Here is a 15,071-nt window from a genome sequence, read left to right on the forward strand (position 1 = left end):
GGGGCGTGCCGCCGCGAGGAGATCACCCAAGCCAAAAGCAGAGCGCGTGAGTCCCGCTGGGCGTGGGTGCTGCTGGGCGGCGGTCGATCTTGTGGGCTTCGGGTTCGGAGCGAGCGGGAAATCCGCAACCTTGAGCTCCGGGGGATCTGGCCGGGGCGATCTTGCGGAGTTGCTGTTTGCTGCTGACTGAAGCTCGACATCTTTGGCGTTCCGCATAGTGCGTCTCAGGCCGGCGGCGTTACGGGACTACCGTTACTGGCCACTTGCCGTAGCGGACCAGGCGGATTGCCAAGGAGCCGGCTATGCGGTGGCCGAAGCTTGCTGAGGAACCCACTATCAAGGCGTCTGCCCTTGTCTCCTTGGCCACCTCGGCCAGGACCGTCATGGGATCGCCTTGGCGGATTATTACCTCGGAGTTGGCTCCCCAGCCGTGGATCTCCGCCCTCAGTTGGCGTTCCAGGTCGTCTTGGGCCTCCAGCACCGCGTTTACCGCCATGCCGCTGTGGTCGGCGATGGTCAGTAGCGTGGTGGGTAGGGCGCGGGCGTAGACCGCTATCAAGCGGGTGTGCTGCCTTCTCGCCAGGCCGGCGGCGTACGCGGCGGCTCGCATCGACGTGGGGGAGCCGTCTACCCCGACCACTATCGCGCCGGGGCCGTCGGTGCCCAGCTCGAAACCCATGGCGTGAACCTAAGCCTGGCGTAGGCCGGTCAGCACGTCGGCATTCAGTTGGTGCGGAGTTTCGCCGGGAGCCACCTCCAGAGCCGATGCGGGGTCGGGTCGACCAGGCCGATGCCCATGAACGAGATCACACAGGCGAAGGCGACCGCCCAGACGGCGCGGGGCTGGCGGAACGGGTTCGACGCGGGCTTGGCATCTGAGCTAATAACTGCGTTATGCAGCTACCTTCCTGGATCTGGCCAATGCCATCGTCACGGGACGGACACTGCAGGATCTCGGGCTGGTAAAGACTGACCGGAAATGTAGGATTTTTCGGACTTCAGTCCCGTGGTTCACGGAACGGACAACTCGGGCTCAGCAGAAAGCAAACTTGAGGCGCATACGTGTTCACCCTGCGTTCATTTGTGGCCGGGAAACCGGCTACCTGGCCCTCCTAGTTTTCGGGGTGTGCCGGTCAGAGATCGGCCGTGCACCTCACCTCGAAGGGATATTCCAACGTGAAGCTCCAGCGGTCCGGTTACCTCGCCGGCATTGCTTTGACTGCGACGCTCGCGCTCGCTGCTTGCGGGTCGGACAACACCGCCGAGCCGAGCGGAAGCAACGCCTCCGCCGCGCCTGGCAGCTGTTCGTCGGGCAGCCTGACGGCTCAGGGCTCGACGGCCCAGAAGAACGCCATGGACGAGTGGATCAAGGCCTACCAGGCCCAGTGCTCCGGCGCGAAGATTGACTACCAGGGCACCGGCTCCGGCGCCGGCATCCAGGCCTTCATCGCGGGCACGGCCGACTTCGCCGGCTCCGACTCGGCCCTCAAGGACGAAGAGCAGAAGCAGGCCGACGCCAAGTGCGCCACCGGCACGGCTCTGAACCTTCCGATGGTCATCGGCCCGATCGCGGTCGTCTACAACGTGGACGGTGTCGACAACCTCCAGCTGGACGCCTCGACCCTGGCCAAGATCTTCGCCGGCAAGATCACCAAGTGGGACGACGCCGCGATCGCCGCGCTCAACAGTGGCGTCAAGCTGCCGTCGACCGCGATCCAGGCCGTGCACCGCTCGGACGAGTCGGGCACGACCGACAACTTCACCAAGTACCTGAGCAAGTCGGCCGAGGCTGACTGGACCTTCGGCAACGCCAAGGCGTGGAAGGCCCCGGGCGGCACCGGCGCTGCCAAGTCGGACGGCGTGGCCAGCCAGGTCAAGAGCACCGCGGGCACCATCTCCTACGTCGAGCTCTCGTTCGCCGAGAACAGCGACCTGAAGACGGCCAAGATCAAGAACGGTGCCGGTGAGTTCACCGAGCTGACCGGTGAGAGCGCCGGCAAGACCATCGAGGGTGCCAAGATCACCGGCACCGGCAACGACCTCAAGCTGTCGATCGACTACGCGACCACCACGGCGGGTGCCTACCCGATCGTCCTGGTCACCTACGAGATCGCCTGTGAGAAGGGCTCCTCCAAGGCCGCCGACATCAAGGCGTTCCTGAACTACACCTCGAGCACCGCGGGCCAGACCGCGCTGAGCGAGCTGGGCTACGCCCCGCTGCCCGCGTCGATCCAGTCGAAGGTCGCGACCTCGGTCGCCGCCATCAGCTGACGCTGTAATACATCCCTCCGAGACGACAGCGAGCGAGCAGATGGGTGACTACCCCTCGAGCTCGACGGACGCCACCGCCGGCGGCTCGGGTGTGACAGGACGTCACGCCCGGTCCGCCGGCACCGGCGTTTCGCCGAGTAGTTACGAACCCCCGATCGGTGGCGGTGACGGCCTGCCCAAGAAGGCCCGTTTCTCGATGGAGAGCGGGTTCCGTGGGCTCTCCACGGCCGCCGGCGCCATGGTGCTCGTCATCATCGTGGCCATCGCGATCTTCCTGATCTCGAAGGCCGTCCCGGCGCTGCGCGCCGACACGGTGAACTTCCTGAGCTACAAGCAGTGGTTCCCGAACGACACCGACCCCAAGTTCGGTATCGCGGCGCTGGCCTTCGGCACGGTGCTGTCCTCGGTGATCGCCCTGATCGTCGCGGTGCCGATCGCCCTCGGCATCGCTCTGTTCCTCTCGCACTACGCGCCCAAGCGGCTGGCCAACCCGCTCGGCTTCGTCATCGACCTGCTCGCCGCCGTGCCCAGTGTGGTCTTCGGACTCTGGGGCCGGGACGTGTTCATGGAGCCGGTGCGCGACTTCTCGGTCTGGCTCAACAAATACTTCAGCTGGATCCCGCTCTTCGGTGGCGACGGCCCGTTCGGCCGCTCGATCCTGCTCGGCAGCCTGGTCCTGGCGATCATGGTGCTGCCGATCGTCACCTCGCTGTCCCGGGAGGTCTTCCAGCAGACCCCGGGGATGAACGAGGAGGCCGCGCTCGCCCTGGGCGCCACCAAGTGGGAGATGATCCGCACCGCCGTCCTGCCGTACGGCAAGCCCGGCGTGATCGCGGCCGTGATGCTCGGCCTCGGCCGCGCGCTCGGCGAGACGATCGCCCTGGCGCTGACCCTCGGCACGGTCTTCGCCATCTCGTTCAATGTGATCGAAAACGGCGGTAACTCGATCGCCGCCAACATCGCCAACACGTTCGGCGAGGCCAACGCCACCGGCCGCGGCGCCCTGATCGCCTCCGGCCTGGTGCTGTTCGCCATCACCCTGGTGGTCAACATGGCTGCCCGGGCGATCATCTACCGTCGTCGCGAGTTCCGGGACAGTGCCGCATGAGTCTTCTGGACAGAGAGCTTTCCGGCGTCGTCATGACGCCGGACAACATCCGGACCAAGAAGTTGTCGCTTGTCGCCAACCTCGGGGTCGCCGTCGCCGCGCTGCTCGTCTCGGCCGCGCTCGTGCTCGGCCTGGGCATCGGCAACTGGGTGCTCGTCGTCGTCCTCGGCTGGGCCCTCTATCTGGTCGGCCTGCTCTACGTGGCCGGCCGGGTGGAAGGCCGCCGGGCCGCCCGTAACCGGGCCTGGAAGTCGCTTATCTACTCGGCCTGCATCCTGGCGATCCTGCCGCTCGCGAGCGTCGTCTGGACCCTGGTCTCCAAGGGTGTCGGCCGGCTCGACGGCGACTTCTTCGGCACCTCGATGAACAACATCGGCGCCCGCGACCAGAACGGTGGCGCCTACCACGCCATCATCGGCACCCTGGAGCAGGTCGGCATCGCCGCCCTGATCGCGGTGCCGCTGGGCGTGCTCGGCGCGATCTACCTCGTCGAGTACGGCCGTGGCAAGTTCGCCGGCACCGTCCGGTTCTTCGTGGACGTCATGACCGGTATCCCGTCGATCGTGGCCGGTCTGTTCATCCTGTCGTTCTGGGTGCTGATCGTGAGCCCCTGGTTCAACGACGGGCAGCCGCGCTTCTCCGGCTTCGCCGCCTCGCTGGCGCTGTCGGTGCTGATGTTGCCGACGATCGTGCGGTCCACCGAGGAGATGTTGCGCCTGGTGCCCGGTCCGCTGCGGGAGGGTGCGTACGCCCTCGGTGTTCCGCAGTGGAAGACGATCCTCAAGATCGTCGTGCCGACCGCCCTGCCCGGCATCGTCACCGGCGTCATGCTGGCGATCGCTCGTGCGGCCGGCGAGACGGCCCCGGTCCTGCTGGTCGCCGGCGGCGCTGCCGCGATCAACTTCGACCCGTTCAACGGCAACCAGTCCTCCCTGGCGCTGTACGTCTATCAGCAGGCCGGCGACGCTTCGAAGTACGCCCCGGCGCGCGCCTGGACGGCCGCGCTCACCCTGGTCACGATCGTGCTGATCCTGACGATCGCCGCCAAGATGCTCGCCCGTCGCAACAGTTTGACCCGTTAAGAGGTATGACCATGGCCAAGCGCATCGAGGCGAGCAACGTCTCCTCCTACTACGGTTCGTTCAAGGCGATCGACAGCATCTCGATGACCGTCGAGCCCAAGACGATCACCGCCCTGATCGGCCCGTCCGGTTGCGGCAAGTCCACCTTCCTCCGGTCGATCAACCGGATGCACGAGGTGCTGCCGAACGCCCGCATCGAGGGCCGGCTGACCATCGACGAGCAGAACATCTACGACCCGGACGTCGACGTCACCGCGGTGCGTCGCCTGATCGGCATGGTGTTCCAGCGCCCCAACCCGTTCCCGACGATGTCGATCTATGAAAACGTCGTGGCCGGCCTCAAGCTGAACGGCGTCAAGAAGAAGTCGGCGCTGGACGACGCGGCCGAGCAGTCGCTCAAGTCGGCCAACCTCTGGAACGAGGTCAAGGACCGGCTCAACCGGCCCGGCGCCGGCCTCTCCGGCGGCCAGCAGCAGCGTCTCTGCATCGCCCGCACTATCGCGGTCGAGCCGCAGGTCGTCCTCATGGACGAGCCCTGCTCGGCGCTCGACCCGATCTCGACGCTGGCGATCGAGGACCTGATGTTCAAGCTGAAGGACCGCTTCACGATCATCATCGTCACGCACAACATGCAGCAGGCCGCCCGGGTCAGCGACAAGACCGGCTTCTTCTCGATCGACAAGACTGGCGACCCCGGCCGCCTGATCGAGTACGACGACACCCAGAAGATCTTCAGCAACCCGACCCAGAAGAAGACCGAGGACTACATCACCGGCCGCTTCGGCTAAGTCTTTCCCAGCGTCAACCGCCCTGCTGCTCAGTCGATGTGCAGCAGGGCGCTGCCGTCTTCGGCCAGAACAACGCGAGGCATGACCGGCGTCGAGGCATCGCGGCGACTCGAGGCCGCGATCACTTCCGCAATTTTTTGGTACGGGCGGAAAGAGTTCACTGTCGACCGAGTCGGTGGGAGCATGGCCAGCTCCTCAGCTGCTTCCGGGTGGGCCCACGCGGCGACCTCACTCTCGCCGGACACGTCGCGCGCCGTCTGCCCTTCCGGCAGGAGAGCGACGAAGAACCAGGTGTCGAACCGCTTGGGCTCGAACTCCGGGGTGATCCAGCGGGCCCACGGAAACAGCAGGTCGTCCCGGAGCCGCAGGCCACGGCGCTCGAGCACCTCGGTCAGGGTCAGCTCGCGGGCGGCGATCGCGGCCCGGTCGGCCTCCCAGTCCGCCGCGCTGACGTCGCCGACCACCTGGCCGTCGTCGATCTCGCGGCCGTGCGTCACGGAACCGCCCAGCGAGCCGTCGCTGACCGTGCGGTCCGGCTCGTCGAGCGGCCCGGCCAGCAGGACGCCGGCCTCTTCGAACAGCTCTCGGGCCGCCGCGCCGACGATGGCCCGGGCCTGCTCGTCCGGGACACCCAGTCGCGCGGCCCAGTCGCTGCGGAGGGTCTCGGGCCGGTCGGTCGGGTCGACACCGCCGCCCGGGAATGCGTAGAGACCGCCGAACACCATCGTTTTCGCGCGCTTCAGCACGTACAGCTGGAATTTGTCGTCATCGGGGCGCAGGAGGACGACGGTGGCCGCGGGCCGCGGGGTTGCCGGCTCGCCGCGGAACTCGCGCGCCCGCCGGACCATCGCCTCGGGTAGCGAGAAAGTGAATGTTCCTGGGTTGGCATCGGTCACCCGTCGATCCTGCCACCGGCCGGGATAACGTAGTGATCATGACCGCTCAGAAGGTGCGCTGGGGCATCGTCGGCCCCGGCGGGATCGCCGCCCAGTTCGCCAAGGACCTCCCGCTGGTGGAGGGCGCCGAGCTGGCCGCCGTCGGCTCCCGGTCGGCCGAGACCGCGGCCGCGTTCGCCAAGCGGTACGGTTTCGCCCGCTCCCACGGGTCGTACGCCGAGCTGGCCGCCGACCCCGAGGTCGACGTCGTCTACATCGCCACCCCGCACGCGCAGCACTTCGACGCCGCGCTGCTCTGCATCGAGGCCGGCAAGGCCGTCCTGGTCGAGAAGCCGATCACGCTGGACCTGTCCGCCGCCGCCCAGCTGATCCAGGCCGCGCACACCAACAACGTCTTCCTCATGGAGGCGATGTGGATGCGGTTCAACCCGGCCATCCGCAAGATCCATGAGCTGGTCGAGGACGGCGCGATCGGCTGGGTCAGCTCGATCCACGCCGACTTCGGCCTGCAGGGCCCATTCGAGCCCGAGCACCGGCTGCGCAACCCCGAGCTGGGCGGCGGTGCGCTGCTCGACCTGGGCGTCTACCCGATCAACCTGGCCCACCTGATCATGGGCGCGCCCACCTCGGTGCAGGCCTGGGCCCACCTCACGCCGGAGGGCGTGGACGAGAACACCGGCGTGCTGCTCGGCTGGCGGCCCGGCGCGGTCGCGGCCCTGACCTGCAGCATCAACGGCGAGAGCCGCAACGCCGCGTCGATCACCGGCACCGACGGCCGGATCGACCTGCCGCCCGGCTTCTTCATGCCGCAGTCGTTCGTGCTGAACCGTCCGGGGCGCGATCCCGAGACGTTCGAGCTCCCGTTCGAGGGAAACGGCTACCAGTTCGAGGCGGCCGAGGTGCAGAGCCGGATCCTGGCCGGTGAGCTGGAAAGCCCGCTGGTCCCGCACGCCACGACGCTGGAGATCATGGGCCTGCTCGACACGATCCGTAGCGATATCGGCGTCACGTACTGACTAAAGTGGCCTAATGCCGTCGAAGAAAGTCGGCGGCAAGCCGACTTCGAGTGATGTGGCCGCGGCCGCGGGGGTCTCCCGGTCTGCCGTCTCGTTCGCGTTCAACAACCCGCAGCGCATCTCGACGGCCACTCGTGAGCGGATCCTCGCGGTGGCCGCCGACCTCGGGTACACGCCGAACACGCTGGCCCGGATGCTGCAGGCCGGCACCACCAACTCGATCGGGGTGCTGCTTCCGCAGCGGCTCGCGCAGATCCTGGAGAACCCGTATTACGCCCGCTTCCTGATGGGTGTCGGGCAGATCTGCGACCAGGAGGGCTACACCCTGCTGCTCACTCCGCCGCTGCAGGACTCGGTGCTCAAGGCCATTCCGTACGCGGCGGTGGACGGCTTCGTGGTCTGCGGTCTGGAGACCGAGGGGGCGGAGGTGGCCGAGTTGATCCGGCGGGACATCCCGTTCGTGCTGATCGACTCGGACCGGTACGAGAACGCGCCGAGCGTCGAGGTCGATGACCGGGGCGGCGCCCGCGAGGTGACCCGCTACCTGCTGGAACTAGGTCACCGTCGGATCGCCGTACTCTCCATCGCACCCGGACCGGACGTCGCCGAGCGAGGCTATCGCGGCCCGTTGGGCCGCCGGATGAGCGGCATCGAAGAAGCCCTCGCCGCGTCCGGCCTGACCATGGCCGACGTGGCGCTGGCCGAGGTGCCGGTGACCCGGGTCGACGGCTACCGCGCCACCAAGGAACTGATGGCCGGCGCCGAGCGGCCGACCGCGATCATGGCGCTCTCCGACGTGCTCGCCTACGGCGCGGTGGACGCCCTGCAGGAGCTGGGCCTGAGGGTGCCCGAGGACGTCTCGGTGACCGGTTTCGACGACCTGGCCGAGTCGGCCTGGTTCCGGCCGCGGCTGACCACTGTGCGGCAGCCCATAGTCACCAAGGGCAGAAGTGCCGCTTCGTTCCTCATCTCCGCCGTTCGGGGGGAGGACCAGCACCCGCATCAGCTGCTGGGTACCACGCTGATCGTCCGGGATTCAGCGGGCAAACCGCTGATGTAACACGAGTTAGTAATTGATACTGTGCCTACTCATGACTTCAGGATTGTCTTCCTGGTGGCGTGACGCGGTCATCTACCAGATCTATCCCCGCAGCTTCGCCGACCTCAACGGTGACGGCATCGGCGACCTCCCGGGCATCCGGAGTCGCTTGCCGTACCTCCGGGACCTGGGTGTCGACGCGGTCTGGCTCTCGCCCTTCTACCTGTCCCCGCAGGCCGACGCCGGTTACGACGTGGCCGATTACCGCACGGTGGACCCGCTCTTCGGCACCGTCGACGACGCCCGTGGCCTGATTCTGGACGCCCACGAGCTCGACCTGCGGGTGATCGTCGACCTGGTCCCCAATCACTCCTCCGACCAGCACGTCTGGTTCCAGCAGGCGCTGGCCGAGGGCCCCGGCTCGCCATTGCGCGACCGGTATCACTTCCGTGATGGCCGCGGTTCACAGGGCGAGCTCCCGCCGAACGACTGGCCGTCCATCTTCGGTGGCCCGGCCTGGACCCAGGTTGCCGACGGCCAGTGGTACCTGCACCTGTTCGCCTCCGAGCAGCCCGACTTCAACTGGGACCACCCGGCGGTCGCCGACGAGTTCCGTACGATCCTGCGCTTCTGGTTGGATCTTGGGGTTGACGGTTTCCGCATCGACGTCGCCCACGGCCTGGTCAAGGAGGCCGGACTGCCGGACATCGGCCACGAGGCGACCTGGCATCTGCTCGACGTCGGCGAGAGCCCGTGCTTCGACCGGGACGGCGTGCACGACATCTACCGCAGCTGGCGCCGGATCCTCGACGAGTACCCCGGCGAGCGGATCGCGGTGGCCGAGGCGTGGGCGCCGACCCTCTCCCGGGTGGCCAACTACGTCCGGCCCGACGAGCTGCACCAGGCGTTCAACTTCAGCTACCTGGGCACGGCCTGGGAGGCCGGCGCCCAGCGCGCGATGATCGACGACTCGCTGGCCGCCAACGACAACGTCGGCGCCCCCACCACCTGGACGTTGTCCAACCACGACGTGGTCCGGCACACCAACCGGCTCATGCAGGTCAACACCGGCGAGATGGCCGGTAAGAAGCCCACCGCGGTCGACGAGGTGGCCGGCCTGCGCCGGGCCCGGGCCGCGTCGCTGCTGCTGCTCGCGCTGCCCGGTTCCGCCTACCTCTACCAGGGCGAGGAGCTGGGCCTGCCGGAGGTCATCGACCTGCCGCCGGAGGCCCGCCAGGACCCGGCGTTCCACCGCGCGACTGGCCAGGACGGCTACCGCGACGGCTGCCGCGTCCCGATCCCGTGGTCCGGCACGACCGCCCCCTACGGTTTCGGCCCCGACGGCGGCCCGAGCTGGCTGCCCCAGCCGGACGCGTGGGCGTCGCTGAGCGTCGAGGCCCAGGACGGCGTGGCCGGCTCCACCCTGACCATGTACCGCGAAGCCCTGACCCTGCGCCGCAAGGTCTTCGCCGCCGCCGACCCCCTGACCTGGCGCGACGCGCCGACCGGGGTGCTCGCCTTCGACCGGGGCCCGGCGTTCCGCTGCACGGTAAACATGGGCCCCGACCCGGCCCACTTCGAGGCCCCCGGCCAGGTACTGACCGCCAGCGGCCCGGTCACGGTGGAAGACGGCACCGCGCTGCTTCCCCCGGACACCACCGTCTGGTGGTCAATCTAGGAGTCCGGCGGTGAGGTGCCGCCCGCCTGCAACGGCCGCCACCTCACCGCCCCGACTTCGGCCCGCTTGAGCTTCCCGACGTCTGAGCATCGCCGGGTCGTAGCCGGCTTCCGCTTCGGCAAGCAAGTTGGTCTCAATGTCGGGAGTCAACGCGGTGCCGTCCTTAGAACGCATCTGGATTTTCCTCCTTCGGCGACGGAGCCTCGTCCCCAAGTAGTCGCAAGTCAGCTAGTCTAAGGCCTAGAAAACCAGCATAAGGTTTGCTTATATTGCTGGGATGTGGGACGTTAGGTTGCACCCTGAAGTTGAGGCATGGTTCCTGAAACTCTGCGTAGCGGATCCCATCAGCGCCGGACTGATAGCCGAGGCGATCGACCTTCTGGTTCAACATGGGCCCGCGCTCGGCCGGCCCCTGGTGGACCGCCTGGGAGGCAGCACTTACCACAACATGAAAGAACTCCGGCCAGGGTCAACCCGGACCTCGGAGGTTCGTATGATCTTCGCCTTCGATCCGGCACGAGAGGCGATCTTCCTCGTTGCGGGCGACAAGGCCGGGCGGTGGCAATCCTGGTATCAGGACGCAATTGCCCTCGCGGATGCCCGCTTTTCGGCGCACCTGGCGGAGTTGGAGAAGGAGCGCTGATGAGCGACTTCACGGACTGGCGCGATGTCAAGGCGAAGGCTCGCGAAATCGATCCGCACTGGGACGATGCGGACCGCCTCGAGCAGCGGGCGCTGATGCGCGAGCAGATGCTCGCTTCAATCAGCGGGGCGCGCCTTGCCGACATTCGTAAGCAGCTCGGGATGACGCAGGTGCAGCTCGGAGCCGCTACCGGGCTGAGTCAGGCTCGGATCAGCCAGATCGAGAACGGCGGTGCGGTCAGCCTCGACGTGTTGCGGACGTACGTCGCGGGGTTGGGTGGCCAGGTCGAAATCGTGGCCCGGATCGGCGACATCAGCCTCAACGTCGCCTGAGGCCAGTCCGCGCTCAGCTGAAGAGGGGGCGGACGGCAAAGTAGAGGAGGGCGGCTATGCCGCCGGCGCCGGGGAACGTCAGGATCCAGGCGCCGACGATGTTGCTTGCCACGCCCCAGCGGACCGCGGACAGCTTCTTCGTTGCGCCGACGCCCATGATGGCCGAGGTGATCGTGTGGGTGGTGCTGATCGGGGCGCCCAGCCAGATGCCGAAGGTGAAGAGCAGGCTGCTGGCCACCGTCTCGGCGGCGAAGCCCTCGGGCGGGCCGAGGTCGACGATTTTGCGGCCCAGCGTGCGGATGATGCGCCAGCCGCCGGCGTAGGTGCCGAGGGCCAGCACCGACGCCGAGGCCCAGTACGTCCACTGCGGGATGTCGTTTGTCGAGTCCTGGTAGCCGCCCGCGTACAGGGCCAGGACGACGACGCCGATGGTCTTCGCGGCGTCCTGGAGACCGTGTCCGATCGACATCGCGGCCGCCGAGACCGTCTGGGCGTAGCGGAAGCCGCGGTTGAGCTTGCTCGGCCGGCCGGACCGGAAGATCCACATGAGGGCGACCATGAACAGGAAGCCCCCGGTGAAGCCGACCACCGGCGAGGCCACCATCGGCAGGACGACCTTCTCGATGATGGCGTCCCAGTTCACCGCGTAACCGGCCACCAGGGCCGAGCCGACCAGGCCGCCGATCAGGGCGTGCGACGAGGACGAGGGCAGCCCGAACCACCAGGTGAGCAGGTTCCAGGCGATCGCACCGAGGACGGCGGCGAAGACCACGCCGAGGCCGGCCGACGACGTCGGCACGCTGATGATGCCGCTGACCGTCTTCGCGACGTTGTGACCGGCGTGCGCGCCGATGAAGTTGCCGATGGCGGCCATCAGCAGCGCGACCCGCGGCGTCAGGGCCCGGGTGCTCACGCTGGTGGCGATGGCGTTCGCCGCGTCGTGGAAGCCGTTGGTGTAGTCGAACACCATCGCCGCGAGGATCACCGCGAGTACGGCGATGAGTTCGGCAGACAAGGTCTAGGACTCCTTGACCGCTATGGTCTCGACCGTGTTCGCCACGTGCTCGAAGGCGTCGCAGGCGGCCTCCAGCTCGTCGGCGACCTCCTTCATCTTGAGCACGGTGAGAGCGTCGTACTCGCCGGAGAAGAGCCGGACCAGCAGCATGCGGTACGCGCGGTCGCCGTCGTTCTCCAGGCGGTTGACCTCGATCCAGTACTCCTCGAGGCCCTTCATGGACCGCAGCCGGGGCATCGCCTCGGCGGTGACCTTCGCCTGCTGGTCGAGCACGTTGATCAGCTCGTGCATCTCGCGGGGCAGCGACGGCAGTTCGGTCAGCCCGTACAGGTAAAGCAGGTTTCCGACCGCCTCGAGGTGGTCCATCACGTCGTCGAGCTGGGAGCCGAGCGAGTAGATGTCGGCCCGGTCGAACGGGGTGATGAAGGTCGAGTTGATCTTTTTGTAGAGATCGTGGGTGATCTGGTCGCTGTCGTGCTCCACATCGGTCAGCCGATCGCTGACCGACTGGACGTCCACCCCGGGCAGCGCCAGTTCGTTCAGCAGCTCGGTGCCCTTGACCAGGTTGTGCGCGGCGGACGTGAAGAGGTCGTAGAAGGCCCCCTCGACGGGGCGGAAGGAGAACTTCACGGCGCGGACCTCGATCGACGGAGGTGGGATGGATCTCCGGGCATGCTAGCGGTCGCGGTGGGTTCACCTCGCGTTCGCCCGGCCCGGCCGCTCACCGATGCCCCCTTTTGCCGGCGTTTACACCGGCTCGTGGTGCCGATCGGGCCGTGACGCGTGCGGTCGCGGCGAGGTGCGGCGAATCGCGAGGGTGGGCAGCGGCGCGCCCTGCACCCACCGGCTGACCGGGTGCCGGCGCAGATGCCGGACCAGTCCGAGCTGGTCGACGTCGGCGATGACGTCGACCCCGGCCGCCCCGAGTTCGGTCCAGATCGCCCGGCGAGCCCGGCGCGAGCCGTCCGGCAGGCCGGCGATGCGGACCGTCCGGCCGTCCTCGTGGGCCTGCCGGACCAGGGCGTGCAGCAGGTGGCGTTCCTCGGCCGAGATCGGCTCGCGGCCGTCCCAGCCGAATCGGCGGTTCCACGGCTCGCTGATCATCGGGACCAGGGTGGGCGGGGCCGACCGGGAGCCGATGTCGTCGAAGGTGCCGTCGGCGAAGGCGTACCGCTTCTCCTCGCCGGCCAGGAGTTCCCGCACGTCGACGATGCCGGTCACCGACACGGTGACGGCGCCCGGCACGAGCCGTTCGCCTTCGCAGTGGCTGAGCAGGGCGGCATGGTCGCGCAATTGCTGATCCAACATGCGGTACGCACGGAGCAGCGTCTCCGCCTCGCGGTTGGCCCCGACGAACTCGACGACCAGCCGGAACGGCACCTGCTGGTCACGGGCGAGGCGGCCGCCGCGGCTGCGGGCACGCGCGAAGAGCGGCGTGAGGACGAGCCGGCGCAGCGTACGCCCGGGTTGTGGTCCACCGGGGCCGAGGAAGAGCTCGCCGTGCGGGCCGGGGGTGACCGGGACGGTCAGCCCGCCGAGGCCGCGGTGCAGCACGGTGGGCAGTGGATCGATCTGCTTGGGCGGGGCGATGGCGTGCCCGGTCGGCAGGAAGGGGCCGGGTCGGCGGGCGATGATGGCGCCGACCGACACCGCGCCGGCGACTCCGGCCAGACCGGCCAGGCAGCCGGCGATCATCACACCGTCGTTCACCGTGCACCATCCGATTAGTCCGAAATGAGTGTTACTACTGTGTCACATCGGGTTCCCGTGTCCGGGTAATCTCGCGCAGAATTCCCCCTATGCCGTCGCTGACCGCCACCACCGCCGACGAGTTCGAGGCGGAGCGTCCGCACCTGCTCGCCCTCGCCTACCGGATGCTGGGCAGCCGGGCCGAGGCCGAGGACGCGGTGCAGGAAGCCTGGCTGCGCTACGCCCGCACCCGGGACGGCGGCGAGATCCGCGACCTGCGCGGCTGGCTCACTACGGTCACCGGCCGGATCTGCCTCGACGTGCTCAAGTCGGCCCGGGTCAGCCGCGAGGCCTATCCGGGGCAGTGGCTTCCGGCGTACTCGGTCGATCCGGACCTCGGCCCGAGCGAGCGGGCCGAGATCAGCGACCAGGTCGGCCTGGCCCTGCTTGTCGTCCTCGAGCGACTCACCCCGGAGCAGCGGGTGGCGCTGGTGCTGCACGACGCGTTCGCGGTGCCGTTCGAGGACGTCGCGACGGTGCTCGGCACCACCGAGAGCACCGCCCGCCAGCACGCCTCGCGCGGCCGGCGGGCGGTCAGCGAGGGCGGTGTGCGGCACTCGGCCGACCTCGCCGAGCAGCGTGCGGTGCTCGGCGCGTTCCTGGCCGCGGCGAACAGCGGTGACCTGCAGGCGCTGGCCGCGGTGCTCGCACCGGACGTGGTCGCCATCGGCGACGGCGGCGGACTGATCCCCGGCGTCGGCACCAGGCCGGTCGTCGGCGCCGATCGGGTGGCCCGGTTCTACCTGGGCATTCTCGGCAACAAGCTGGGCGAGATCACGCTGGAGCCGGTAGTGGTCAGCGGCTCGGCCGGGGTCGTGGTGCGCGGCACCTACGCCGACGGGCGTCCGCTGCTGTCCGTGCTGGCCGTCGCGGTCGACGAGGGCCGGATCACCGGGCTGTTCAACCAGCTCAACCCGAACAAGATCCTATTGGGTGACCTCGGATAGGTACTTGTGGTACTGCGTGGCGAACGGCTCACTGCCGTCGCCGAGCGCGCCCAGCAGCTTGGCCGCGGCCGCCTGGGCCTCGGTCACCAGGTCGTCCGGGTAACCGAACTGCACCCGGTGCTCGTCGAACTCGTCCTCGTCGCGCAACTCCACCCGGCCGGACTCGCGCCGGCGCACCACATCGAGGTCGAGGTCGATGATGTGCACCGTGTCGCCCTCCCAACGGGCCGGCGTGGTGATGTCGCAGTAGACCTCGCTGGTGCGTGGCGGCGGGTTGAACATGCCCGTCCACCAGGCGTGATGCGGGATCAGCAGGACGAACGGGATCTGCTCGACCGATGGGCGGCCGTGATAGACCGACGGCGTGCCGTGCGTCACCCCGACCCACACGCCGAGGTCGTCGGAGCCGAAGCGGCGAGCCGGATAGTCCCGGTGGGCCGAACCGTCGTACTTCGTGTAGACGACCCGGACCATGTCGTGCGCCATGACAAGAACCCTAACGGTGGT

General features: G+C 68.3%; 16 protein-coding genes. 10 read left to right on the forward strand and 6 right to left on the reverse strand.

Annotated elements, in window-relative coordinates; all coding sequences use genetic code 11:
* Positions 1–238 precede the first annotated feature (238 nt).
* Positions 239–679 carry a universal stress protein gene (locus Ate02nite_RS34315; protein WP_203812054.1) on the reverse strand — a complete coding sequence of 147 codons (441 nt, stop codon included), beginning with the start codon at positions 677–679 and terminating at the stop codon, positions 239–241.
* Between the two features lie 497 nt (positions 680–1,176).
* On the opposite strand from Ate02nite_RS34315, the gene pstS reads away from it, so the two are divergent.
* From pstS to pstB, 4 genes are read left to right on the forward strand one after another with little or no spacing between them, the layout of a single operon-like run.
* Positions 1,177–2,271 carry a phosphate ABC transporter substrate-binding protein PstS gene (pstS, locus tag Ate02nite_RS34320; RefSeq protein WP_203812055.1) on the forward strand — a complete coding sequence of 365 codons (1,095 nt, stop codon included), beginning with the start codon at positions 1,177–1,179 and terminating at the stop codon, positions 2,269–2,271.
* A gap of 40 nt (positions 2,272–2,311) precedes the next feature.
* Complete coding sequence (gene pstC, locus Ate02nite_RS34325) at positions 2,312–3,379, forward strand: phosphate ABC transporter permease subunit PstC (RefSeq protein ID WP_203812056.1); 1,068 nt, start codon at positions 2,312–2,314, stop codon at positions 3,377–3,379.
* Between the two features lie 32 nt (positions 3,380–3,411).
* A complete protein-coding gene (gene pstA, locus Ate02nite_RS34330; protein WP_438871289.1) occupies positions 3,412–4,461 on the forward strand; it encodes a phosphate ABC transporter permease PstA in 1,050 nt (349 codons plus the stop codon).
* An 11-nt stretch (positions 4,462–4,472) separates the two neighbouring features.
* Positions 4,473–5,249 (forward strand): phosphate ABC transporter ATP-binding protein PstB, encoded by a 777-nt coding sequence (gene pstB / locus Ate02nite_RS34335; protein ID WP_203812058.1) that lies wholly within the window; start codon positions 4,473–4,475, stop codon positions 5,247–5,249.
* 29 nt (positions 5,250–5,278) lie between these two features.
* On the opposite strand, the gene Ate02nite_RS34340 is transcribed toward pstB, so the two are convergent.
* Positions 5,279–6,097 (reverse strand): NUDIX hydrolase, encoded by an 819-nt coding sequence (locus tag Ate02nite_RS34340; protein ID WP_203812212.1) that lies wholly within the window; start codon positions 6,095–6,097, stop codon positions 5,279–5,281.
* 86 nt (positions 6,098–6,183) lie between these two features.
* Here Ate02nite_RS34340 and Ate02nite_RS34345 point away from each other — a divergent pair, with 86 nt between their 5' ends.
* From Ate02nite_RS34345 to Ate02nite_RS34365, 5 genes are all read left to right on the forward strand, one after another.
* Positions 6,184–7,161, forward strand: a complete 978-nt coding sequence (locus tag Ate02nite_RS34345) for a Gfo/Idh/MocA family protein (RefSeq protein ID WP_203812059.1) — start codon at positions 6,184–6,186, stop codon at positions 7,159–7,161.
* Positions 7,162–7,174: 13 nt separating this feature from the next.
* On the forward strand, positions 7,175–8,221 hold the full coding sequence (locus Ate02nite_RS34350) for a LacI family DNA-binding transcriptional regulator (protein ID WP_203812060.1): 1,047 nt from the start codon (positions 7,175–7,177) through the stop codon (positions 8,219–8,221).
* A 31-nt stretch (positions 8,222–8,252) separates the two neighbouring features.
* Positions 8,253–9,878 (forward strand): glycoside hydrolase family 13 protein, encoded by a 1,626-nt coding sequence (locus tag Ate02nite_RS34355; protein WP_203812061.1) that lies wholly within the window; start codon positions 8,253–8,255, stop codon positions 9,876–9,878.
* A gap of 277 nt (positions 9,879–10,155) precedes the next feature.
* Complete coding sequence (locus tag Ate02nite_RS34360; protein WP_203812062.1) at positions 10,156–10,521, forward strand: type II toxin-antitoxin system RelE/ParE family toxin; 366 nt, start codon at positions 10,156–10,158, stop codon at positions 10,519–10,521.
* Entirely contained in the window at positions 10,521–10,853 is a 333-nt protein-coding gene (locus Ate02nite_RS34365) for a helix-turn-helix domain-containing protein (RefSeq protein ID WP_203812063.1), read from the forward strand. The genes Ate02nite_RS34360 and Ate02nite_RS34365 overlap by 1 nt, the downstream gene beginning before the upstream one ends.
* Positions 10,854–10,866: 13 nt before the next feature.
* Here Ate02nite_RS34365 and Ate02nite_RS34370 read toward each other — a convergent pair whose 3' ends face one another.
* From Ate02nite_RS34370 to Ate02nite_RS34380, 3 genes are all read right to left on the reverse strand, one after another.
* On the reverse strand, positions 10,867–11,868 hold the full coding sequence (locus Ate02nite_RS34370; protein WP_203812064.1) for an inorganic phosphate transporter: 1,002 nt from the start codon (positions 11,866–11,868) through the stop codon (positions 10,867–10,869).
* A gap of 3 nt (positions 11,869–11,871) precedes the next feature.
* On the reverse strand, positions 11,872–12,498 hold the full coding sequence (locus Ate02nite_RS34375; protein WP_203812065.1) for a DUF47 domain-containing protein: 627 nt from the start codon (positions 12,496–12,498) through the stop codon (positions 11,872–11,874).
* A gap of 117 nt (positions 12,499–12,615) precedes the next feature.
* Entirely contained in the window at positions 12,616–13,578 is a 963-nt protein-coding gene (locus Ate02nite_RS34380) for a PI-PLC domain-containing protein (protein WP_239147929.1), read from the reverse strand.
* 89 nt (positions 13,579–13,667) lie between these two features.
* On the opposite strand from Ate02nite_RS34380, the gene sigJ reads away from it, so the two are divergent.
* The gene (sigJ, locus tag Ate02nite_RS34385; RefSeq protein WP_203812066.1) at positions 13,668–14,564 is read left to right on the forward strand and encodes an RNA polymerase sigma factor SigJ; all 897 of its coding nucleotides are present in this window, start codon (positions 13,668–13,670) and stop codon (positions 14,562–14,564) included.
* Here the strand turns inward: sigJ and Ate02nite_RS34390 are convergent.
* Entirely contained in the window at positions 14,544–15,050 is a 507-nt protein-coding gene (locus tag Ate02nite_RS34390) for a DUF402 domain-containing protein (protein ID WP_203812067.1), read from the reverse strand. The two genes, sigJ and Ate02nite_RS34390, sit on opposite strands and share 21 nt — an antisense overlap.
* Between the last annotated feature and the right edge of the window lie 21 nt (positions 15,051–15,071).

This window comes from Paractinoplanes tereljensis (assembly GCF_016862435.1).
In the GTDB taxonomy this organism is placed as follows: Bacteria; Actinomycetota; Actinomycetes; order Mycobacteriales; family Micromonosporaceae; genus Actinoplanes; species Actinoplanes tereljensis.

Excerpts from the sequence above, each read along its gene's own strand:
- Ate02nite_RS34315 (WP_203812054.1), bottom strand. The coding sequence starts at position 679 with ATGGGTTTCGAGCTGGGCACCGACGGCCCCGGCGCGATAGTGGTCGGG.
- pstC (WP_203812056.1), top strand. The coding sequence starts at position 2,312 with ATGGGTGACTACCCCTCGAGCTCGACGGACGCCACCGCCGGCGGCTCG.
- pstA (WP_438871289.1), top strand. The coding sequence starts at position 3,412 with ATGACGCCGGACAACATCCGGACCAAGAAGTTGTCGCTTGTCGCCAAC.
- pstB (WP_203812058.1), top strand. The coding sequence starts at position 4,473 with ATGGCCAAGCGCATCGAGGCGAGCAACGTCTCCTCCTACTACGGTTCG.
- Ate02nite_RS34340 (WP_203812212.1), bottom strand. The coding sequence starts at position 6,097 with ATGGTCCGGCGGGCGCGCGAGTTCCGCGGCGAGCCGGCAACCCCGCGG.
- Ate02nite_RS34345 (WP_203812059.1), top strand. The coding sequence starts at position 6,184 with ATGACCGCTCAGAAGGTGCGCTGGGGCATCGTCGGCCCCGGCGGGATC.
- Ate02nite_RS34350 (WP_203812060.1), top strand. The coding sequence starts at position 7,175 with ATGCCGTCGAAGAAAGTCGGCGGCAAGCCGACTTCGAGTGATGTGGCC.
- Ate02nite_RS34355 (WP_203812061.1), top strand. The coding sequence starts at position 8,253 with ATGACTTCAGGATTGTCTTCCTGGTGGCGTGACGCGGTCATCTACCAG.
- Ate02nite_RS34360 (WP_203812062.1), top strand. The coding sequence starts at position 10,156 with ATGTGGGACGTTAGGTTGCACCCTGAAGTTGAGGCATGGTTCCTGAAA.
- Ate02nite_RS34365 (WP_203812063.1), top strand. The coding sequence starts at position 10,521 with ATGAGCGACTTCACGGACTGGCGCGATGTCAAGGCGAAGGCTCGCGAA.
- sigJ (WP_203812066.1), top strand. The coding sequence starts at position 13,668 with ATGCCGTCGCTGACCGCCACCACCGCCGACGAGTTCGAGGCGGAGCGT.
- Ate02nite_RS34390 (WP_203812067.1), bottom strand. The coding sequence starts at position 15,050 with ATGGCGCACGACATGGTCCGGGTCGTCTACACGAAGTACGACGGTTCG.